We start from the raw sequence: 20,753 nt of genomic DNA on the forward strand, positions 1-20,753 counted from the left end.
TTATTTGTTTTTTTCCTGAGCTATTTCATCCATTTCTTTTATAATAGATGATATTATTTTTTCACAGTCCTTTGCTGATTTTAAGTATTCTATTGAGCCATCGTAGCCTGTAGATACAGTGCCTTTCATCTTTCTTAAATCTATTGATATTGATGATAGATAAGATAGGAAGCGCTTTTTGTCTCCTATCGCAACATCGTGAGCATCATCTAAAGTATAGCCATTTCTTAAGGCTTCAATTCCGTCCTCTTTGCTTATGATTTCACGTAGTAGATTCAGGTCAGGATTTTGACTTCTTATGATTGGTTGAATATTTTCAGATTTTTTTCCAAATAGCCAAATCATTAACTCCTGTAAATTGTCAATATGGTTTTTAGGTACAGGATCTTTTATTGAAATTTCTTTATTCTCAATTCCTAAAAACTTTTGAAAGTCTGGCTGATCTAATGCAGTGTATAGGTGTGAAAAAGAAAAGTGACTTTTTGCTCTGTCTTCAGTGCTAAATATGCCTTCTTTTTCTGCTTGTTGCAATACTGCGTAACCTCTATATAACCTGGCAACAGTTTTGTGACGGTCGCCAATGGTTTCAGCAATTTCTTCTAATGAATTGTGGTATTCTTCTTTGACTTCTGAAATAAATTTGGCTTTACTGAAACTGTCCCAAGGTTTACTTCCGTTGATATGCTTGAATCCTAATGTGGCCCAAAGTTCTTTTTTGTTTGGATAAATAACGCATGGTAGATTTTGTAATTCTTCTTCTCTCTCTCGGCTAATAATTGGTAGATCGGTAGCGCGTATCTGTTTTCTTAACTCACTATTCAGTAGCAGCTGTACAGCTGTAAGGCGTCTATTTCCTTCAATAACTATATATTTTCTTTCACCTTTTTTGGTAGATTCGTCTATGATAACGAATAACGGTTCGGAATGAAAAAAGCCATTTTTGGCGATTGACAAAGCTACTTCGTCAACCGCCATTTCAGACCACATTACTTTTGCCAAATCAATAGGATTGTTGCCTCCATCCCTCCAAGCTAACCTAGGGTTGTTAGTGTCTAATTGGAGTTGTTTAGTCGGTAATAATACAATTTTGTCTTTGTCTGGTTCGGGTAAGTTCGTGGAGTCCTTCATGCCGGAATTTTTTAAATAAAGCCTGCTAGTTAAACAAGTTTCCTTAGAATCTCCTGGGCGGCTACGGCAATGACGGTGCCGGGGCCGTAGATGCCCGTGACGCCGGCTTCGTAGAGGAAGGCGTAGTCCTGGGCCGGAATCACGCCACCGGCAATGACGAGGATGTCTTCGCGGCCCAGCTTGGCCAGCTCCCCGATGAGCTGGGGCACCAGGGTTTTGTGCCCGGCGGCCAGGGAGGATACTCCCACCACGTGCACGTCGTTTTCGGCGGCCTGGCGGGCCACTTCCTCGGGCGTCTGAAACAGGGGGGCAATGTCCACATCGAAGCCCACGTCGGCGAAGGAGGTGGCAATGACTTTGGCGCCGCGGTCGTGGCCGTCCTGGCCCATTTTGGCCACCATCATGCGGGGGCGGCGGCCTTCCTGCTGGCTAAAGACGTCGGCCAGCTGGCGGGCCTTGGCAAATTCCTGGTCGTAGTCCATTTCGGCGGAGTACACGCCCGACACGGTGCGGATGGTGGCCTGGTGGCGGCCGTACACGGCCTCCAGGGCGTCGGAGATTTCGCCCAGCGTAGCGCGCAGGCGGGCGGCCTGCACGGCCAGGTCCAATAAGTTATTGGGTGTTGGTTGTTGGTTGTTGGCTTCGGGCTGGTCGTTCGAGCCAGAACCCATAGACGAGGAACCAGAAACCTGCCGCGCGGCGTCTGTGAGGGCTTGCAGGGCCTGCTGCACGGCGGCATGGTCGCGCGTGGCCTTGATCTGGTTGAGCCGGGCAATCTGCGACTCGCGCACGGCGGCGTTGTCGATGTCGAGGATTTCAATCTGGGCTTCGCGGGCGGCTTCCTCGTCGGAGAGGCGGTAGCGGTTCACACCCACAATCACCTCCTTGCCCGCGTCGATGCGCGCCTGCTTGCGAGCGGCGGCCTCCTCGATGCGCAGCTTGGGCAGGCCGGTCTCGATGGCCTTGGCCATGCCGCCCAGCGCCTCTACCTCCTCAATGAGGGCCCAGGCCTTGTCGGCCAGCTCGTGGGTGAGAGTTTCCACGTAGTACGAGCCGCCCCAGGGGTCTACCACCTTGGTGATGTCCGTCTCGTGCTGCAGGTAGAGCTGGGTGTTGCGGGCAATGCGGGCCGAGAAGTCGGTGGGCAGGGCAATGGCCTCGTCGAGGGCGTTGGTGTGCAGGCTTTGGGTGCCGCCCAGGGCGGCGGCCAGGGCCTCCACGCAGGTGCGCGCCACGTTGTTGAAGGGGTCCTGCTCGGTGAGCGAGTAGCCCGAGGTCTGGCAGTGGGTGCGCAAGGCCAGCGACTTGGGGTTTTCGGCCCCGAACTGCTTGATGAGCTTGGCCCACAGCAGGCGGCCGGCGCGCAGCTTGGCAATTTCCATGAAGTGGTTCATGCCGATGGCCCAGAAGAAGGAGAGGCGCGGCGCAAACTGGTCGATGGTCATGCCCGCCTTCAGGCCGGCGCGCACGTACTCCACGCCGTCGGCCAGGGTGTAGGCCAGCTCCAGGTCGGCCGTGGCCCCGGCTTCCTGCATGTGGTAGCCCGAGATGCTGATGGAGTTGAAGCGCGGCATCTTCTGGGCCGTGTAGGCGAAGATGTCGGCAATGATGCGCATCGAAGGCTCGGGCGGGTAGATGTAGGTGTTGCGCACCATGAACTCCTTCAGAATGTCGTTCTGAATGGTGCCCGCCAGCTTCTCCGGCGCCACGCCCTGCTCCTCGGCCGCCACAATGTAGAAGGCCATGATGGGCAGCACCGCCCCGTTCATGGTCATCGACACCGACATCTGGTCCAGCGGAATCTGGTCGAAGAGAATCTTCATGTCCTCCACCGAGTCGATGGCCACGCCGGCCTTGCCCACGTCGCCCACCACCCGCGGGTGGTCAGAGTCGTAGCCGCGGTGCGTGGCCAAATCGAAGGCCACCGACAAACCCTTCTGCCCGCCCGCCAGGTTGCGGCGGTAGAAGGCGTTGCTGGCCTCGGCCGTAGAGAAGCCCGCGTACTGCCGAATGGTCCAGGGATTCTGTACGTACATGGTGGAGTAGGGCCCGCGTAGGTAGGGCGCCTGCCCGGCCCCAAAGCCGAGGTGGTCGAGGCGGGCTACGTCGTGGGCAGTGTAGAAGCCTTTGAGCGCGATGCCTTCGGGCGTGGCCGAAGTAGCCGGCGCAGCCGGGGCCGCGGGCAGCGGGGCCGCGTCGTAGGGAATATGGGCGAAGTCGGGTTTCATGGAGTTACTGGGTAACACGTGACAGGTGACACGTGAGAGGTTTTTAGTTTAGGTGACAGGTCACACGGGACACGGAACAGGTAACAAGTGACAAGTCATAGGTAACAGGTAATGAAAATAAGAGTGCGGTTATTCTTTGGGTTTTAGGGACTTCAACAAGCCGTTGATTAAGCCGGTAAGGCGGTCGAGAATTGCAATGGCATCGTCAGTTTGTGTTGGAGTAAGGTAGCCCAGGCGTTCGGACAGTAGCAGAATGGTGTCAAGTTCGGTGACGGAGCCGCGGGCAATTAACAGGAAGCGGCTGAACTCGGCAGGAGAGTAGCGGCCGGCTCCTTCCGCAATGTTAAGCGGTACCGAGGTGGCCGCCCGCCGCAGTTGCGACGCCAGTTCGAACCGCTCAGTTGACGGAAAGGAGCTGGCCAGCTCATAAGCAATGGGAACGAAGTCAAACGCCTGCCGCCAGCACTCCAGCCAGTAATGGGGTTTCTCGCGCCGCATGTCGTTGCCTGTTGCCTGATAACGAACGATTGACCTGTCACCTGTTACGTGTCACGTGTTACCTCCCTTGCAGGCGGGCCAGCACGTCGTCGGTGCTGTGGCCGTGCACGGTGAACTCGCGGAAGCCGAAGTGGCGCACGGCGTCCTGCATGGTGGCCAGGTCGGCGGTCATCAGCACGGGCGGGTCGAGCTGGGCTTCCGGGGTTTCGCCTTCAGCCGTTTCGGCCTCGTCGAGGCTGTTGATGAAAGTGGCGAAGGCGCGCACCTGGTCTTCGTTGGCCCACATGAGCGTGGCCGCGTCGGGCGTCGAAAAAAGCAGCGACAGGGTACCGGCGGGCGGCAGGTCGGTGGAAGCGGGGCGCTCCGATTCCGGCATCAGCTGCACGTACAGGTCGTGAATCAGGCCGATGGTTTCGGTGCCCAGCAGCACCACGGCCGCCTTTTTCTTTTGCTGCTCCTTGCGAATGAAGTGCAGGGCCGTGGCCAGGCGCAGCACCTCGGAGGGGTAGGCCGCCCGGGTGGTGTCGAACTGCCGGCTGCGCAGCAGGGCCTTGGGGTCGTAGCTGAATTGCTCCTGGGCGTTCTGGAAGCGGTTGGTGCCCACAATCACCCGCTCGCCGGTGGCAATGGCGTGGAACTTCTCCAGGGCCGTGCGGCGAATGTCCTCCAGCATGCGGGCGCGGTTGCTGAGCAGGCCGCCGGCCGCCTCGGTGCGCTGAAACAGGGCCCAGGCTTCGCGGGCCAGCTGGTCGGTGAGGGTTTCGAGGTAGTAGGAGCCGGCGGCGGGGTCAGCCACGCGGTCGAGGTAGGCCTCCTCGCGCAGCATTACCGGCACGTTGCGGGCAATGCGGGCGGAGAAGTCGTTGGGCGCGGCAAACAGGCTGTCGAAGGGCAGCACCGAAACCGAGTCGGCGCCGCCCAGCACCGCGCTCATGGCCTCGGTGGTGACGCGCAGCAGGTTGGTGTGGGGGTCGAGCGTGGTTTGCGCCCACGACGAGGTGCTCACGTGCAGGCGCAGGCGGTTGGCGGTTTCGGCGGGCAGGCCGTAGGCGTGCAGCAGCGTGGCCCAGAGGCGGCGCAGGGCGCGCAGCTTGGCCAGCTCAGTGAAGTAGCTGGGCCCCACCACCAGGTGCACGTGCAGGGCGGCGGCCACGTTGGCCACGCTCAGCTCGCCCTCGGGCAGGCTGCTGAGCAAGCTCACGGCCGTGCTCAGGGTGTAGGCCAGCTCCTGGGTAGCTGCGGCGCCGCGGTTGCCAAAGAAGGTGCCGTTTACGGCCAGCGTCCGAAACTCGGGGTGCGGCAGGGCCAGCTGCACGCAGCGGCGCAGGCCGGCCGCGTGCAGGGCGAAGTCGTCGGGCGAGCTGTGGGGGCCGGGCACGTAGCGCAGAAAGCCGCGCAGGCTGAGGCCGGGTGCGGCATCGAGCAGGCGCTGCAACAGCGCATCGGGGGCCTGACTGGTGGTAAAACCCAGGTGCGCGGTGCCCAGCGGCAGGCGGGCGGCCAAGTAGGCCACGTCGAAGCGGGCCGCGTCGGCCAAATCGAAGTGCACGCCGTCGGCGCCGCGCTGCAGGGCTTCGGCCGCGTGGTCGATCTGGGCGTGGCCGTCGGTGTGGGCCGGCACCAGCAGGGTGGGCAGGTTCAGCCAAGCATTGGGGGCAGCGTCGGGGCCGGGAGCGGGGCGCAGCAGCGGCGCGGGCTCCGCGCCCAAGGCGCTCAGGGCTTCGCGGTGGTAAAACGGCTCGATGGTGAGGCCTTCGGGGGAGTGCCAGCGCAGCGTGTCGGGGTCGGCGCCCTTCAGGTCGCGGCGGATGCGCTCCTGCCAGGCCGCGGTGCTGAGGGGTTCGAACTCGGAAAAGGTAAGGGGAGCGGAACGGGGCGTATCAGCCATGAGATACAACAACCGGGGGTAGGTCGAAACGATTGCGGCTTAAAGATACTGGTTCGGGGTAGAGTGCGCGGCCGGAGCCGACCCCGGCAAAGCGGGGGCAGTTGTCGTAGCTTTGTGTTTGCCTTTGTCCGCCGCGGCGGCCCCCGCACCCGGTTGTGCGGCTTGGCGCGGGCCGCCACGGCGGCTCCGTTCCCCGGTTTCTGACGGCGGCGGGCATCAATTTTCCCGCGCCGGCGTTGCCGCTCGGGTGGCGTAAGCTGCCGGCGGTCTTTCCGAACATTCCGTGTCGATGACTTCTCTTTCTGCCCGACTTTCCCTTTCGCTGCTGCTGCTGACTACGGCCCTTGCGCCGGCCTGCCAGCGCGGCACCTACCAGCCCACGGCCCAGCTCAGCACCACGGCCCAGACCGTGACAGCCGCCCAGCCCGCCGATCCGCGGGCCGAGGCCGTTATCGTACCCTACCGCCAGCGCGTGCAGCAGCAGATGGGCGAGGTCATCGGCACGGCGCCCGAGCCCATTCGCAAGAACCCGGGCGAGTCGCCGCTGGCCAACTTTGCCGCCGACCTGATGCGCGAGCGGGCCGCCACGGCCCTGGGCCAGCCCATCGACCTGGGCGTGATGACCAACGGCGGCCTGCGCGCCGAGCTGCCCGCCGGGCCGCTCACCGTGGGCTCGGTGTTCGAGTTGATGCCCTTCGAAAACGAGCTGGTGGTGCTGGAAGCGCCCGGCCCGGTAGTGCAGCAGCTGTTTGAGTACTGCGCCCGCATCAAAATGGCCTTGTCGGGTGCCACCTACGCCGTGACGGCCGAGGGCAAGCCCACCGACATCCGCATCGGCAAGGAGTTGTTCGACCCCAACAAGGAGCGCCTCTACACCATTGCCATTTCCGACTACCTGGCCGGTGGCGGCGACAAGCTGGACTTCTTCCGCCCCCTGGCGCCCCGCAAAACCGGCGTGCTGGTGCGCTCCGCCATCAACGACCACATCCGCGCCCTGACCAAAGCCGGCAAGCCCGTGGAAGCCAAAGTAGAAGGCCGGGTGAAGTTTTAATGTGTTTGAATGTGCTAATGTGGAAAATGTGGGCAATGGGCTGATATGCTAAAGGTCGTTCTGGCATTAGCACATTCAGCACATTACTCACATTACCCACATTAGCGCGCAGAGCAGCACATTTCCCACATTAACCACATCAGAGAGCAGTGAATCGTCGCGACTTCATCAAATCTTCGGCCCTGACCACCGCCGGCCTGGGCCTGCTGGGCCCCGGGCTGCTGACCTCGGCTGAGGCCGCAGGCGCCGCCGTGCGCCTGACCATTCTGCACACCAACGACATGCACTCGCGCATCGACCCCTTCCCGGCGGCCGACCGGCAATGGGCCGACCAGGGCGGCATGGCGCGGCGGGCGGCGCTGGTGCAGAGCATTCGCCAAGCCGAGCCCAACGTGCTGCTGCTCGACGCGGGCGACATCTGGCAGGGTACGCCCTATTTCAACTTCTTCGGCGGCGAGCTGGAATACAAGCTCATGAGCCAGATGGGCTACGACGCGGCCACCCTGGGCAACCACGACTTCGACAACGGCCTGGAGGGCCTGCTCAAGCAGCTGCCCCACGCGCAGTTTCCCTTCATCAACGCCAACTACGACTTTTCGCAGACCCCGCTGAAAGGCCGCTTCCAGCCCTACAAGGTGTTCGAGAAGCAGGGCGTGCGCATCGGCGTGTTCGGCGTGGGCATCGAAATGGCCGGACTGGTGGCCGACAAAAATTACGGCGCCGCCAAGTACCTCGACCCCATTGCCGTGGCCCGTGAGCAGGTGCAGCAGCTGCGCGGGGCCGAGCGGTGCGACCTGGTAATTTGCCTCTCGCACTTGGGCTACAAGTACGAAAGCGCCAAGGTCGACGACCACAAGCTGGCCGCCGCCGTGCCCGGCATCGATTTGATCATCGGCGGCCATACCCACACCTTCCTCGACACGCCCACTGTAGTAGAGGGTGGGCAGGACCACCGCACCCTCGTCAACCAAGTGGGCTGGTCGGGCATCAAGCTCGGGCGCATCGACTACGTATTTAACCGCGCCAATAAGAAGTTGGGCGTTGCGGCGGCTGGAGCGCTGAGTATCAACGCTTCCGCTTTGGGGTAGGCAAGATGGGTTTGGCGCTCTGCCGACTTTTCCACATTTTTGTCTCCCTTTCGCCGAACCGTGGCTTTTTCCGCGGTTTTGCTCCCGCCCCGTTCCACCCCACCGCACACCGCTTGCGCCGCTCGACTAATGCAGAAGGATTGCCGAACCGTCTGGGCCAACTGTCTGCGCGTCATCCGGGCCAACGTCGGGGAGCAGAGCTTCCGCACGTGGTTTGAGCCCATTGTGCCGGTGGCCCTGCAAGGGGCCCTGCTCATTATTCAGGTGCCCAGCCAGTTCTTCTACGAGTGGCTGGAAGAGCACTACGTCGACGTGCTCAAGAAAGCCATTGTGCAGGAGCTGGGCGCCGACGGGCAGTTGGAGTACTCCATCGTGGTCGACCAGGGCAACGAACAGTCGCGGCCGCGCACGGTGAATTTGCCGGCGGCGCGGGCCACCGGCCAGCGGCCTCCTTCGAATACGCCCACGGCCGCGCAGGTGCGGCCCATGGCTTCGGGCCAGAACCCGGCCGTGTCGGCCTTCGGCGGCAACGGCAGCGTGGCCAACAACGCGGCCCGGCAGGCCGCCAACGTGCAGGCCGCGGCGGCCGCGCTGGCCCCGCCGCCCCCGCTGCGCAACCCCTTCGAAGCCCGCTCGGTGGCCGACCGCAGCTACCTCGACTCGCAGCTCAACCAGAACTACTCGTTCAACAACTACATCGAGGGCTCGTGCAACCGCCTGGCCCGCTCGGCGGGTTTCGCCGTGGCCAACAAGCCGGGTACCACCTCCTTCAACCCGCTGATGATTTACGGCGGGGTAGGGCTGGGCAAAACCCATTTGGTGCAGGCCATCGGCAACCACATCAAGGAGCACGCGCCGGGCAAGTTCGTGCTCTACGTCTCGGCCGAGAAGTTCACCAACCAGTTCATCGAAAGCCTGCGCAACAACTCGGTGCAGGACTTCGGCAACTTCTACCTGCTGGTCGACATCCTGATTCTGGACGACGTGCAGTTCCTGGCGGGCAAGGACCGCACCCAGGAAATGTTCTTCCACGTTTTCAACCACCTGCACCAGGCCGGCAAGCAGGTCATCATGACTTCCGACGTGCCCCCGCGCGAACTGAAGGGCTTCGAGGAGCGTTTGCTGAGCCGCTTCAAGTGGGGCCTCACGGCCGATTTGCAGAGCCCCGACTTCGAGACGCGCGTGGCCATTATCCAAAACAAGATGATGGCCGACGGCATCGACATTCCGCCGCAGGTGGTCGAATACCTGGCGTACTCAGTCGAGACGAACGTGCGCGAGCTGGAAGGCGTGCTGATTTCCCTGATTGCCCAGTCGAGCCTGACGCGCCGGGAGGTGGACCTGGAAATGGCCAAGCAGGCGCTGCGCCACATCATCGAGGACGTGGAAGCGGAGGTGAACCTGGACTTCATTCAGAAAACCGTGGCCGAGCACTTCAGCATTCCGGTGGATTTGCTCAAGGCCAAAACGCGCAAGAAGGAAGTGGTGACGGCCCGGCAGGTGGCCATGTACTTCGCCAAGGAGCACACCAACCACTCGCTCAAGAGCATCGGCTACCACTTCGGCGGCCGCGACCACAGCACCGTGATTCACTCGGTGCAGACCGTGTCGGACCTGATCGACTCCGACAAAACCTTCCGCACCACCATTCAGGAGCTGCGCAAGAAGTTTACCAGCAAGTAAGCCGCCGCTCCGGCGCCGGCTTACCGATTAACCAGCCCAAAAAAGCGGGGCCCTGACGTTGACGTCGGGACCCCGCTTTTCTTTTCAGGCCAGTTCTCGGCTACAGCTGCCGCAGGCCGATCTGGTTGCGCTGGGCAAACTCGTCGAGCAGCAGGCGCAGCTCGCGCTTGCGGCGCTGGCCGCGCACCTGGCGCAGGCTCAGGTTGTAGCTGCCGCCTTCCTTCAGGTGCAGGCGCAGCTCGCGCGGGGCCACGTCGATGCTCTGAATGTCGCGGGCCTGGAAGGGTTCCTTGGGCTTGAACAGCCCGCCCTTGTGCACGATGTAGTCGGGCGTGATTTCCAGGTAGGTTTGGGTGCCGAATACCGGCGCGTTCTGAATCAGCACGTAGAGCACGTAGATGATGGCGAACGTGAGGAAGACGTAGTGGAAGAAGTTGTTGTCGCCGCGGCCCCGGCCCGAGGCCATCGAAAACAGCGCGTAGGCAATCCAGAACCCGCCGATGGCCAGCTGGGCCAGAAACGGAATGCGGGAGTTGTTGGCGGGCGTGAGGCGGATGCGCGTAAAGGACGAGGGCATAGGCGGAAAGTCGGAAAGGCCGCAAAACTACGCAAAAGGCCGCAGCCCCGGCCAGGGCGCAAACGAGGCGGACCCGCGGACGGTTGCCGGCCGCTTTAGGCTTTGAGCGTGGCCGAGGTCAGCGTCAGCTCGTCGACCCCGCCCTGGAGCAGGGCCGAAATGGGGCACTTCTCCTTGGCCGTTTCGGCGTAGCGCTGAAACTCTTCCTGCGTGAGGCCTTCCACCTCGCCCTCGGTGGTCAGGGCAATCTTGGTAACCCGCGGCGTTTCGCCCGAGGTGTCCAGGGTCACCTTCGACTCGGAGCGGAGCTGCTTGACCTGCTTGCCGTCCTTGGTCAGAATAACGCTCAGGAACATGGTGTAGCAGGCGGCGTGCGCGGCCCCGATCAGCTCCTCGGGGTTGCTGCCGCGCTGCCCCTCGAAGCGGGCGCCCACGGAGTAGGGCACTTTCACCGTGCCGCTTTGGGTGGTGATTTCGCCGCTGCCTTTGCTGTCGCCGTTCCACACGGCATTGCCACGTTGGTTGATCATGATGAGAGGAGTTTGAGGTTGAGAAGGTGAAAAGATGAGCTTATTCGCGGTAAATACCACCAGCCCGGGCGCGAGGTTGTGCAACTTATCTTTCGCGCTGCTTCCTCCCACCACCAGTCGTTCACGCTTGCCGCCCACCCACACGCCCGATACGTATTTGGAGGACCTGGCTCGGCTGGTTCGGCGCAGTCCCATCTGGCTGGGCTGGTTGGCTTGGGGCTGCATCAGTTTGAGCGTTGTGCTGGCCCGGCTGGACCTGGAGCTGGCGGACCGCGAGTGGGCAGTGCTGTGGGCCCGGCTGGTGTTCTTTTTGTTTTTGTTTGTGCCGCTGGGCGCCTACCTGCAGTTTGCCGGCCGGTGGCCACTCCTCGTTCGGCGGGTGGTGCGGGTGTTGGGTGCCCTAGCCGCGCTGCCCTGGCTGCTGACGGGCTGCCTGGGCTGCGTGCTAATGGATGAAGCACCTCAATCGGTGCCGGAAACGCTGTTTCGCAGCCGCACTCGGCCGGAGGTTCGGATTGAGCGACGAAGGGTCAACGAGGATGAGCCTGGGCTGGTCTCGTACCAGGTGGTGCAGCTCACGCCCACACTGGGCTGGTGGCAGCTGGTAGAGCCCGTTGATACCGCCGCACTCGACTTTGCCCACTGGCAGCGCGTCAGCCGTTAGCCCTACATTTACCTTCCCGCCTTTCCCAAAACCCTCTCCCTGAATGGGCCTGAAGTCCTTCCTAAGTCGTCCGCTAGCCGCCTACACCGTCCACCAGTACCGCAAGTGGGCGCTGCACCCCGAGGCCGCCCAGCAGCGCATTCTGCAAAATCTGGTGCAGCAGGGCACCGCCACCGCCTTCGGGCACGCGCACGGTTTGGCCGACGTGCGCACCGTGACCGATTTCCAGCAGCGCGTGCCGGTGCGCGACTACGAGGCACTGAGCGCGTACTTCGAGCGGGTGAAAGTGGGCGAGCGGGACGTGCTCTGGCCCGGCCGGCCGCTGTACCTGGCCAAAACCTCGGGCACCACCTCCGGCACCAAGTACATTCCCATCACCGAGGCGAGCATAGCCAACCACATCAACGGGGCCAAGGACGCGCTGCTGCACTACATCCACCACTCGGGCAAGCCGCAGTTTCTCGACGGCCGGCTGATGTTTTTGTCGGGCTCGCCCGAGCTGGAGCAAGTGGGCGGCATCAAAACCGGGCGGCTCTCGGGCATCAGCAACCACCACGTGCCGGCCTACCTGCGCCGCAACCAGCTGCCCAGCTACGCCACCAACTGCATCGAGGACTGGGAGCAGAAGCTCGACCGCATCGTGGAGGAAACCCTGGGCCAGCCCATGTCGCTGATTTCGGGCATTCCGCCCTGGGTGCAGATGTACTTCGACCGCCTCACCCAGCGCACCGGGCGGCCGGTGGGGGAGGTGTTCCCCGCGTTTCAGCTGTTCGTGTACGGCGGCGTCAACTTCGAGCCCTACCGCCGCAAGCTGTTCGACAGCATTGGGCGGCCCGTGGATACGCTGGAGCTGTTTCCGGCTTCCGAGGGCTTCTTCGCTTTCCAGGACCAGCCCGACAACCCGGGCCTGCTGCTGCTGGCCGACGCGGGCATCTACTACGAGTTTATCCCGGCCGAGCGGTTTTTCGAGCCCAACCCGCCGCGCCTCACCCTGGCCGAAGTAGAGCTGGACAAGAACTACGCCCTCGTGGTATCATCCAACGCCGGGCTGTGGGGCTACTCGGTGGGTGACACAGTGCGCTTCGTGAGCCTGCGGCCGCACCGGGTGGTGGTGTCGGGGCGCATCAAGCACTTTTTGTCGGCTTTCGGCGAGCACGTCATCGGCGAGGAAGTGGAGCAGACGCTGCGCGAGGTGCTGCAGCAGTTTCCGGAGGCGGAGGTAGTCGAATTCACCGTGGCCCCGCGGGTGAGCGAAACCGAGACTGAGCCGTCGCGCCACGAGTGGCTGGTGGAGTTTGCCCGCCCGCCCGAGGATGCCGCCGCCTTCGCCGCCGCCCTCGATGCTGGCCTGCGCCGCCGCAACGTGTACTACGACGACCTGCTCGCGGGCAACATCCTGGCGCCGCTGCTGCTCACCAGCCTGCCCGCCGGGGCGTTTCAGCGCTACATGAAAAGCCAGGGCAAGCTGGGCGGGCAGAACAAGGTGCCGCGCCTGAGCAACGACAGGGGGCTGGCCGAGGGATTGGTAGGGCAAATTTTATAGCTCGTGTATTCCGGCACCACTCGCCCCGAATCCGTAAATTGAATTATGTTCCGCCTCGACCGCACTACTTCCCGCAAAACTTCCCTACGCCACGACCAGGATGCCGAGGACGTGACGTATTGGCTGACCAGAACGCCCGAAGAGCGGATGGCCGCCGTCGAATTTCTGCGCCGGCAGGGCTGGGTTTTCTGCTCTTCTGCTTCCCATGCAAGCCAACCAGCTGAGCCCCGACTACAAAGAGTTTGTCGAGTTCTTAAACGCCCGCGGCGTTGAATACCTGGTGGTAGGGGCCTATGCCGTGGCTCGTTACGGCGTGGTGCGCAACACCGGCGACATCGATATCTGGATCAATACTACCCCGGAAAACGCCGCCCGCATGATGCAGGTCTTGGCCGATTTTGGCGTGAGCGGACTGGGCTATCAACTGTCTGACTTTACCGAGCCTGACACGGTCGTGCAGTTGGGCGTGACTCCCGTGCGCATCGGTATTCTCACCACGGTGGATGGCGTGCAGTTTGCCGAGTGTTTTCCGAACCGGGAAGTAACGGTGCTCGACGGAGTGCCCATTGCCGTAATTCACCGCACCGATTTATTGCGCAACAAGGCCAGTACCGGCCGTGCCAAAGACCAGGAGGATCTGCGGCTGCTGAACCGGCAAAATCCCCGCTGATCGGATGCGCGTCGCCTTCGACCTCGACAACACCCTCATCCGCTCGGCCCACCCGTTTGCGCTGGAAACGCCGCGGCTGGGCTGGCTGGCCCGGCTGTTCGGCCACGAGAGCCTGCGGCGAGGTACCCCGGAATTGATGCGCTACTGTCGGCAGCAGGGCTGGGAGGTGTGGGTGTACACCACTTCGTACCGCTCCCGCGGCTACATCCGGCGGCTGTTCTGGCTGCACGGCCTGGGTCTCGACGGCGTGGTGAACCAGACCCTCCACGAGCGGGATGTCACGGCCCGCTGCTCCAAGCACCCACCCACTTTTGGCATTGATGTGCTAGTCGACGACGCGCCCGGGGTGGGGCTGGAAGGCGAGCGGCACGGCTTTCGGGTCATTGTAGTGCGGCCCGACGACGAGCAATGGGTGGAGACAGTAAAAACCAGGCTACTTAGCCAATGATGGAAGCACTTGGCAGGGTTAATTTTCGCTCCGTATGGTACCTCGATGCGGTGCATCAGCCCAGTTGGCCTGCCGGCCTACCACCGGCCGATTGGCTGCTGTTCGTCATAGCTGACCACTACGATTACGAGCAGCTGATCCGGGTAGCGGCTGAGTGTATGAAGCGGCAACCGGCAATAGTGTGCAGCGCCGGATTATGCGCGGTGGAAGCGGATTATGTCTTCGACGAGGAAATCGTAGCCCAGGCCAGGGCGTGGGAAGTCAGGCATGGAGCAGCGTACAATTACGAATACGGTACCCAAAGCACCATTCACTACGACTTTGACGAAGGGTTCTGGTTTGCTACTGCCAAAGCCCAACATGCTCGGCAGTCCATTCACCTCATCGTATGTTTAGACCTTAGCGGCCGGTACAAGGAGCGTATCCTGGAACTGTTGCAGCGAATAAACGACGGGTGGCTGCCGCCAGCGCCAGATTATGACCAAGGAAAAACTGTTCGCATTATGTAAGGCTTACGCCGAAACCCGCATCCGCACCTGCCAGGCGGCCATCGATGCGGCGCAGGAATCGGCCAACTCCGAAACCAAGAGCAGCGCGGGCGACAAGTACGAAACCGGCCGCGCCATGGCCCAGAACGAGCGCGACCGAAACCTGGTGCAGCTGGCCGAAGCCCGCAAGCTGCTGGCCGAGCTGCAGCGCATCGACCCTGCCCGCCCCTGCGAGGCGGTGCACCCCGGCGCGTTGGTCAGCACCAGCCTGGGCCGCTTCTACATCGGCATCAGCGCCGGCAAGCTCACGGTAGATGGTGTGGACTACTTCGCGGTATCGACGGCGGCACCTGTGGCGGCGGTCCTGAGCGGTAAGCGGGCGGGCGAGCAGGCCACGTTCAACGGCAAAACCATCCGTATCGAGGCCGTGGCCTGAGCCGGGACGTGTCCCGGAGCACTGGTCACGACTTCCTCAGTCCTTCGGGACTGTCCCGGAGCCTTGGTCACGACTTCCTCCGTGCTCCGGGACAGTCCCAGAGCACTCAGCACTACTTCCTCAGCCTTCTGGGACTGTCCCAGAGGCTTGGTCACGACTTCCTAAGCTCTCTGGGACTGTTCAAGAGCACTGAGTACTACTTCCCCAGAGCTTTGGGACAGCCCCGCGCGGCGCGGTAGCGGGGGCGGGCCGAACCGAGTACCTTTGCCGGAAGCCCCGCCGCCCTATGCCGCGGGGGCGGCCTTGTTCATGTCGTTTCCCCAACCTTTCCGTACCCTGGCCCTGCTGGGCTCCACCGGCTCCATCGGCACCCAAACCCTGGACGTGGTGCGCGCCCACCCCGGGCGCTTCCGCGTGGCGGTGCTCACGGCCCAGCGCAGCGCCGACTTGCTGGTGCAGCAGGCCCGCGAGTTTCGCCCCGAGGTCGTTGTCATCGGCGACGAGAGCAACTACCTGGCCGTGAAGGCCGCCCTGGCCTCCCAGCCCGAAACCCAGGTGCTGGCCGGCGCCGCAGCCCTGGCCGAAGTGGCCGCCCGCCCCGGCGTCGACGTGGTGCTCACGGCCCTGGTGGGCTACGCCGGGCTGCTGCCTACGGTGGCCGCCCTGCAGGCCGGCAAAACCCTGGCTTTGGCCAACAAGGAAACCCTGGTAGTGGCCGGGCAGCTGGTCACGGCCCTGGCCCGCAAGCACGGCGCGGCCATCTACCCCGTCGACTCCGAGCACTCGGCCCTGTTTCAGTGCCTGGTGGGGGAGGCCCCCGAGTCGGTCGAGAAAATCATTCTCACGGCCTCGGGCGGACCGTTTCGCGGGCGCTCGGCCCAGGAGCTGGCCCGGGTGACCAAGGCCCAGGCCCTGAAGCACCCCAACTGGGACATGGGCGCCAAAATCACCATTGACTCTGCCTCGCTCATGAACAAGGGCCTGGAGGTGATTGAGGCCAAGTGGCTGTTTGACTTGCGCGACGAGCAGATTGAGGTGGTGGTGCACCCGCAGAGCATCATTCACTCCCTGGTGCAGTTCCGCGACGGGTCGCTGAAGGCCCAGCTGGGCTTGCCCGACATGAAGCTGCCCATTCAGTACGCGCTGGGCTACCCCGAGCGCCTGGCCAACGACTTTCCCCGCTTCAGCTTCCTCGACTACCCCACGCTCACCTTCGAGCGCCCCGACACCGACACCTTCCGCAACCTGTCGCTGGCCTTCGAGGCCATGCGCCGCGGCGGCAACGCGCCCTGCGTGCTCAACGCCGCCAACGAAATTGCCGTCGATGCCTTCCTGCGCGAGCGAATCGGGTTTCTGGAGCTGCCCGCGGTGGTGGAAAGCTGCCTCTCCAAGGTTTCGTACCTTGCCGATCCGTCGCTCGACGACTACGTGCACACCGACGCCGAAACCCGCCGCGTAGCCGCCGAGTTGGTTAAATAACCAGCGGCCGGCAACGGTTTAGGGGCAAATGGTGTCGGATGGCACCAAGTAAGAACGTCATGTCGAGCGCAGCCGAGACATCTCGCGTGTTGCTGTCTGGTAGTAACCTCAAATAAGAAATTACTATCCGGCAAGATTCCTCGCCTTCGCTCGGAATGACGCTCCTTTTTCAAAGAACAACTGACAACTGATTTAAATGGATATTCTGGTAATGGCCGCGCAGCTTCTGCTGGGACTCACCATTCTGGTGGGCGTGCACGAAGCCGGGCACATGCTGTCGGCCAAGTGGTTTGGCATGCGGGTGGAGAAGTTCTCCATCGGCTTCCCCCCCAAGATTTTCGGCAAGACCTTCGGTGAAACCGAGTACATGATCGGGGCCGTGCCCCTGGGCGGCTTCGTCAAGATTACCGGCATGGTCGACGAGTCGCTCGACACCGACGCGCTCAAGCAGGAGCCCCAGCCCTACGAGTTCCGGGCCAAGCCGGCCTGGCAGCGGCTGATTGTGATGCTGGGCGGCATCATCGTGAACGTGCTTACGGGCATTCTCATCTTCACCCTGCTCACCTACAACTACGGCGAGAGTTACCTGCCCGCCGCCGAGGCCCAGCGCTTCGGCGTGGTGCCCAACCAGCTGGGCCAGCAGATTGGCTTCCAGCCCGGCGACAAGATTGTGAAGATCAACGGCCGCCCCTTCGAGCAGTTCAACGACGTGTACGCCCCCGACGTGGTGATGGGCTCGGGCAGCTACTACACCGTGGAGCGCAACGGCCAGCTAGTCGACATCTCGGTGCCCGCCGACTTCATGGACAAGATGGCCGACGCCGACCAGGCCCTGTTTGTGGTGCCTAACGACCCCTTCGTGGTGGGTGAGGTGGTGCCCGCTGGCCCGGCTTCGAAAGCCGGCCTGGAAGTAGGCGACCGGATTCTGAAGGTGGGCAGCAAGGCTATTCAGTTTTTTCCCGAGCTGCAGGAAGCCCTCAAGGCCAACGCCAACAAGCCCACTCCGCTGCTGGTGCAGCGCGGCGCCGGGCAGGTTACGCTCACGGTGAACGTGGACGAGGAAGGCAAGGTGGGCTTCCGGCCCAAGTCGCTGCTCAACTACGCCACCCGCGAGTATAGCCTGGCCGAGTCGATTCCGGCCGGCACCAAGCAGGCCTTCGGCATCGTGGGCGCCCAGCTCAAGGCCTTCGGCAAGATTTTCAGCGGCGAAGCCTCGGCCCGCAAGTCGCTGGGCGGCCCCATTGCCATTGCCCAGACTTACGGCGGCACCTTCGACTGGATCAAGTTCTGGACGCTCACCGGCATGCTCTCCATGGTGCTGGCCTTCATGAACCTGCTGCCCATTCCGGCCCTCGACGGCGGCCACGTGGTGTTCCTGACCTACGAAATGCTCTCGGGTCGCAAGCCCTCCGACCGCTTCCTCGAAAACGCCCAGAAAGTGGGCATGGTGCTGCTGCTGGGCCTGATGGTGTTCGTGTTCTTCAACGACATCTTCAAGTCGTTCTTCTAAGCAGCACGGCGGCTGCGCTGCCCGGGCCTTACCGCCGCCGGAACGACTTGCCCCCGCGGCAGCGTTTGGCCGCGGTAAGGCCCCGGCTTTTTCTGCTCACCTGGTTTTCCCCGTTCATGCTTCGTCGTTCCCTTGTTTTTGCCGCCGCGCTGCTCTTGCTGAGCTTGGCGGCCTGGGCCCACGCCTACCACGCCAGCATCATGGAGCTGCGCGTGAACCCGGATAAGCAGCAGCTGGAAATATCCCTGAAGGTGTTCACCGACGACCTGGAGAAGGCCCTGTCGGAAGGCCAGCCCCGCCCGGTGAGCCTGGAGCAGAGCCCGGCCGGTACGGTGCAGCCGCTGCTGGCTGCCTACCTGCGCCAGCGCATCGGCTTCACGGGCAAGCCCGGCGAGGCGCTGCCGCTCAGCTACCTGGGCATGCAGCGCGAAAACGACGCGCACTGGCTGTTTTGCACCGTGAAGCTGCCACGGCCCCTGCGCGGGGTGCAGCTGCAACACCGCCTGCTGCTCGAGCACTTTGCTGACCAGATGAACATCGTGAACCTAGAAGCCGGCGGCAAAAAGCAGAGCGCCCTGTTCCGCGACGGCCACGACACCCAGCTGCTGAGCTGGTAGCGCCGGCCGCTCAACCGAAGCAGTAAAGCCAAACCCCGCCCGGCAAACGACAAATGCGTTTTTGGGCGGGGTTTAGCGTTGAGGAGGCCGGACGGGTTACCAGCCGCTGCCGGCGCCGGAGTCGGCGGGCTTCTGGTCGGCTTGGGGTTTGATGAGGCGGAACTCCACGCGGCGGTTGATGCGGCGGTCTTCCTCGGTTACTTCGTCCTTGAGCGGCTCGGTGCTGCCGTATCCGAAGCTTTCGATGCGGTTGGGCTGCAGCTTGCCCTTGGTTTCGATGTACTTGCGGATGGCGTCGGCCCGGTCGCCCGAGAGCTTCTCGTTTACGTCGGGGTCGCCCAGCGCATCGGTGTGGCCGGCAATGCGCAGGCGCGTCTCGGGGTGGTCGACCAGGAACACCACGATGCGGTCGAGGGTGGAGTGCATTTCGGGGCGAATGGTGGCCTTGCCCGGATCGAACTCGATGTTGCGGAAGATGAGCGGAATGTTGTAGTCGATGCTGGTGGTCATGAGCTTGAGCACGGTGTCGGCCTGCAGGTCGAACTTCTTTTCCACCGTGAAGTAATCGGGGCTCTGAATCAGCATCACGTACTTCGAGCCGTCAATCAGGTCGAAGTCGAAGGAGCCGTCGGGGCGGATGTACTTCGAGGCTACCTCAATGCCGTTGTCCACGTCGACGATGCTCACGATGCCGCCCAGGGGCTTCTGCGTCACCGAGTCGATGAGCGTGCCCTCGACGTGGGTGGTGGCCAGGGGCTGGGCCTCCATGGGCAGCGGGAAGGAGTAGAGGTCGAGGTTCTTGAGCTGCTTTTCCTCGGAGCGGGCGTAGTACAGGTTCTTGGAGGCCGCGTCGATGGTGAAGTAGTACTCCGAGCCCCGTCCGTTCACCAGCGGGCCGATGTTGATGGGCTCCTGCCAGCGCCCGGCGGCGCGGTAGGCCTTGTAGATGTCGAAGTCGCCGAAGTTCAGCAGCTGCCCGCGCGAGGAGAAGTACAGCACGTTGTAGAGCGGGTGGTAGAAGGGGCTCACCTCACTTTCGCGGGTGTTCACGATGGGGCCCATGTTCTGGGCCTTGGCCCACTGCCCGCTCTTGAGCTTGTAGGTAAACCAGATGTCCGACAGCCCGAAGCCGCCGATGCGGTCGGAGGCAAAGTACAGGGTGTCTTCGGTGCGCGAGAGCGTGGGCTGCGAGTCCCAGGCCGAGGAGTTCACGTTCATGCCCAGGCTCTGGGGCACCGTCCACTGCCCGTTCTTGAACGTGCTCACGAACAGGTCGCAGTTGCCGTGGCAGGTGGGGCACTCGCAGCGCGAGAAGTACATGGTGGTGCCGTCCTTCGAGAGGCAGGCCGAGCCCTCGTTGTAGGGCGAGTTGATGGGCTTGGGCAGCGGCTCGGCGTCGAGCCAGGACTCGCCCTCGCGCCGGGCCACGTACAGGTCCTCGTCGATGATGCCGTGAATGCCGCGGCGCTTGCGCTTGGAGGAGAAGATAAGCTGGCTGGTTTCGTCGTTGTAGGTGGGGCCGTAGTCCTCTACCTCCGAGTTGATGCCGTCGCCCATGTTGGTGTACACGCCCTTGGGAGGCCGGAAGGTGGCAATGTTCTTCCGGTACTCCACAATCTCGTAGTAGGTCTTCAGCGGCACGTACAGGTCGGCGTCTTTCTGCTCCAGCGAGTCGTAGTAAAGCTGAATCTTGCGCACGTCCTGGCGGTGGTGCTTGAGGGCGAGGCGGTAGTAGGCCTTGGCTTTTTCCTCGTTGCCGGCGCGCTCAAACAGCTGGCCCAGCCGCCACAGCATCTGGTTGTTCTTGTAGAAGTTCTCGATGCCGAAGCGGGCCACGTACTGCTCCAACATCCCCCGGGCCGCGTTCCAGTTTTTGCGCTTCTCGGCCTTCTGAATGGCCTTCAGGGCTTTTTTGTCCTCGAAGTAGGCCAGGCGGTTGACGTTGACGAAGTCGGGCGTGGCGTCGGGGCGCACGCGCAGCTGGCGGGTAATCTTGCTGGTGAGGGCGCGTTGCCGCAGCGCCGGTTGCTGCGCCGCCGCGGGGCCGGCCAGCAGCGCGCCGAGCAGCAGCAATAGGAAGAGCGGACGAATCAGGGGAAGCATAGTGAGAACGAGCCCGCCCGGCCGGGTTTGGCAGAACGGGGTATCAAAAATATAGCTTTTCGGTCATGCAATTGTGAGCGGCTGCCGCTCTGACTGCGCAATGGGGCCGGGCGCGCCGCCGTGG

Annotated in this window: 19 protein-coding genes; 12 read left to right on the forward strand and 7 right to left on the reverse strand. The window is 62.6% G+C overall.

Annotated features, from left to right (window positions below; genetic code table 11):
* The 4 genes from ACE191_RS18860 to ACE191_RS18875 form a co-directional block, all read right to left on the reverse strand.
* Positions 1-1,128 (reverse strand): ParB N-terminal domain-containing protein, encoded by a 1,128-nt coding sequence (locus ACE191_RS18860; RefSeq protein WP_400193794.1) that lies wholly within the window; start codon positions 1,126-1,128, stop codon positions 1-3.
* Between the two features lie 29 nt (positions 1,129-1,157).
* Positions 1,158-3,356, reverse strand: coding sequence for a methylmalonyl-CoA mutase (gene scpA, locus ACE191_RS18865; RefSeq protein ID WP_400193795.1), 2,199 nt, complete (start codon positions 3,354-3,356; stop codon positions 1,158-1,160).
* Positions 3,357-3,485: 129 nt separating this feature from the next.
* Positions 3,486-3,854 (reverse strand): four helix bundle protein, encoded by a 369-nt coding sequence (locus tag ACE191_RS18870; RefSeq protein ID WP_400193796.1) that lies wholly within the window; start codon positions 3,852-3,854, stop codon positions 3,486-3,488.
* A gap of 58 nt (positions 3,855-3,912) precedes the next feature.
* Positions 3,913-5,742: a methylmalonyl-CoA mutase family protein gene (locus ACE191_RS18875; protein ID WP_400193797.1), complete on the reverse strand. Its 1,830-nt coding sequence runs from the start codon at positions 5,740-5,742 to the stop codon at positions 3,913-3,915.
* Positions 5,743-6,031: 289 nt separating this feature from the next.
* On the opposite strand from ACE191_RS18875, the gene ACE191_RS18880 reads away from it, so the two are divergent.
* The 3 genes from ACE191_RS18880 to dnaA all read left to right on the forward strand — a co-directional run bounded on the left by ACE191_RS18880 (position 6,032) and on the right by dnaA (position 9,564).
* A complete protein-coding gene (locus tag ACE191_RS18880; RefSeq protein WP_400193798.1) occupies positions 6,032-6,793 on the forward strand; it encodes a 5'-nucleotidase C-terminal domain-containing protein in 762 nt (253 codons plus the stop codon).
* A 149-nt stretch (positions 6,794-6,942) separates the two neighbouring features.
* Entirely contained in the window at positions 6,943-7,881 is a 939-nt protein-coding gene (locus tag ACE191_RS18885; RefSeq protein WP_400193799.1) for a bifunctional metallophosphatase/5'-nucleotidase, read from the forward strand.
* A 129-nt stretch (positions 7,882-8,010) separates the two neighbouring features.
* Entirely contained in the window at positions 8,011-9,564 is a 1,554-nt protein-coding gene (dnaA, locus tag ACE191_RS18890; RefSeq protein WP_400193800.1) for a chromosomal replication initiator protein DnaA, read from the forward strand.
* Positions 9,565-9,664: 100 nt separating this feature from the next.
* Here the strand turns inward: dnaA and ACE191_RS18895 are convergent, their stop codons facing one another.
* Positions 9,665-10,141: a hypothetical protein gene (locus tag ACE191_RS18895; protein WP_400193801.1), complete on the reverse strand. Its 477-nt coding sequence runs from the start codon at positions 10,139-10,141 to the stop codon at positions 9,665-9,667.
* Between the two features lie 95 nt (positions 10,142-10,236).
* Positions 10,237-10,671 (reverse strand): OsmC family peroxiredoxin, encoded by a 435-nt coding sequence (locus tag ACE191_RS18900; RefSeq protein WP_400193802.1) that lies wholly within the window; start codon positions 10,669-10,671, stop codon positions 10,237-10,239.
* A 127-nt stretch (positions 10,672-10,798) separates the two neighbouring features.
* Between ACE191_RS18900 and ACE191_RS18905 the strand changes: the two genes are divergently transcribed.
* The 9 genes from ACE191_RS18905 to ACE191_RS18945 all read left to right on the forward strand — a co-directional run bounded on the left by ACE191_RS18905 (position 10,799) and on the right by ACE191_RS18945 (position 18,526).
* The gene (locus tag ACE191_RS18905; protein WP_400193803.1) at positions 10,799-11,335 is read left to right on the forward strand and encodes a hypothetical protein; all 537 of its coding nucleotides are present in this window, start codon (positions 10,799-10,801) and stop codon (positions 11,333-11,335) included.
* 43 nt (positions 11,336-11,378) lie between these two features.
* Entirely contained in the window at positions 11,379-12,878 is a 1,500-nt protein-coding gene (locus tag ACE191_RS18910) for a GH3 auxin-responsive promoter family protein (RefSeq protein WP_400193804.1), read from the forward strand.
* A gap of 205 nt (positions 12,879-13,083) precedes the next feature.
* Positions 13,084-13,548, forward strand: coding sequence for a nucleotidyltransferase (locus tag ACE191_RS18915; protein ID WP_400193805.1), 465 nt, complete (start codon positions 13,084-13,086; stop codon positions 13,546-13,548).
* Between the two features lie 4 nt (positions 13,549-13,552).
* Entirely contained in the window at positions 13,553-13,996 is a 444-nt protein-coding gene (locus ACE191_RS18920) for a hypothetical protein (protein ID WP_400193806.1), read from the forward strand.
* The gene (locus ACE191_RS18925) at positions 13,993-14,505 is read left to right on the forward strand and encodes a hypothetical protein (RefSeq protein ID WP_400193807.1); all 513 of its coding nucleotides are present in this window, start codon (positions 13,993-13,995) and stop codon (positions 14,503-14,505) included. The genes ACE191_RS18920 and ACE191_RS18925 overlap by 4 nt, the downstream gene beginning before the upstream one ends.
* Positions 14,474-14,920: a 3-oxoacyl-ACP synthase gene (locus ACE191_RS18930; protein WP_400193808.1), complete on the forward strand. Its 447-nt coding sequence runs from the start codon at positions 14,474-14,476 to the stop codon at positions 14,918-14,920. Before ACE191_RS18925 ends, ACE191_RS18930 begins: the two co-directional genes overlap by 32 nt.
* 309 nt (positions 14,921-15,229) lie before the next feature.
* Positions 15,230-16,399, forward strand: coding sequence for a 1-deoxy-D-xylulose-5-phosphate reductoisomerase (locus ACE191_RS18935; protein ID WP_400193809.1), 1,170 nt, complete (start codon positions 15,230-15,232; stop codon positions 16,397-16,399).
* Between the two features lie 196 nt (positions 16,400-16,595).
* Positions 16,596-17,909, forward strand: a complete 1,314-nt coding sequence (rseP, locus tag ACE191_RS18940) for an RIP metalloprotease RseP (RefSeq protein ID WP_400193810.1) — start codon at positions 16,596-16,598, stop codon at positions 17,907-17,909.
* A gap of 116 nt (positions 17,910-18,025) precedes the next feature.
* Complete coding sequence (locus ACE191_RS18945; protein WP_400193811.1) at positions 18,026-18,526, forward strand: DUF6702 family protein; 501 nt, start codon at positions 18,026-18,028, stop codon at positions 18,524-18,526.
* A 96-nt stretch (positions 18,527-18,622) separates the two neighbouring features.
* On the opposite strand, the gene ACE191_RS18950 is transcribed toward ACE191_RS18945, so the two are convergent.
* Positions 18,623-20,629 carry an OmpA family protein gene (locus ACE191_RS18950; RefSeq protein ID WP_400193812.1) on the reverse strand — a complete coding sequence of 669 codons (2,007 nt, stop codon included), beginning with the start codon at positions 20,627-20,629 and terminating at the stop codon, positions 18,623-18,625.
* Between the last annotated feature and the right edge of the window lie 124 nt (positions 20,630-20,753).

It is taken from the genome of Hymenobacter sp. B81 (genome assembly GCF_044628455.1).
Taxonomy (GTDB): Bacteria; Bacteroidota; Bacteroidia; order Cytophagales; family Hymenobacteraceae; genus Solirubrum.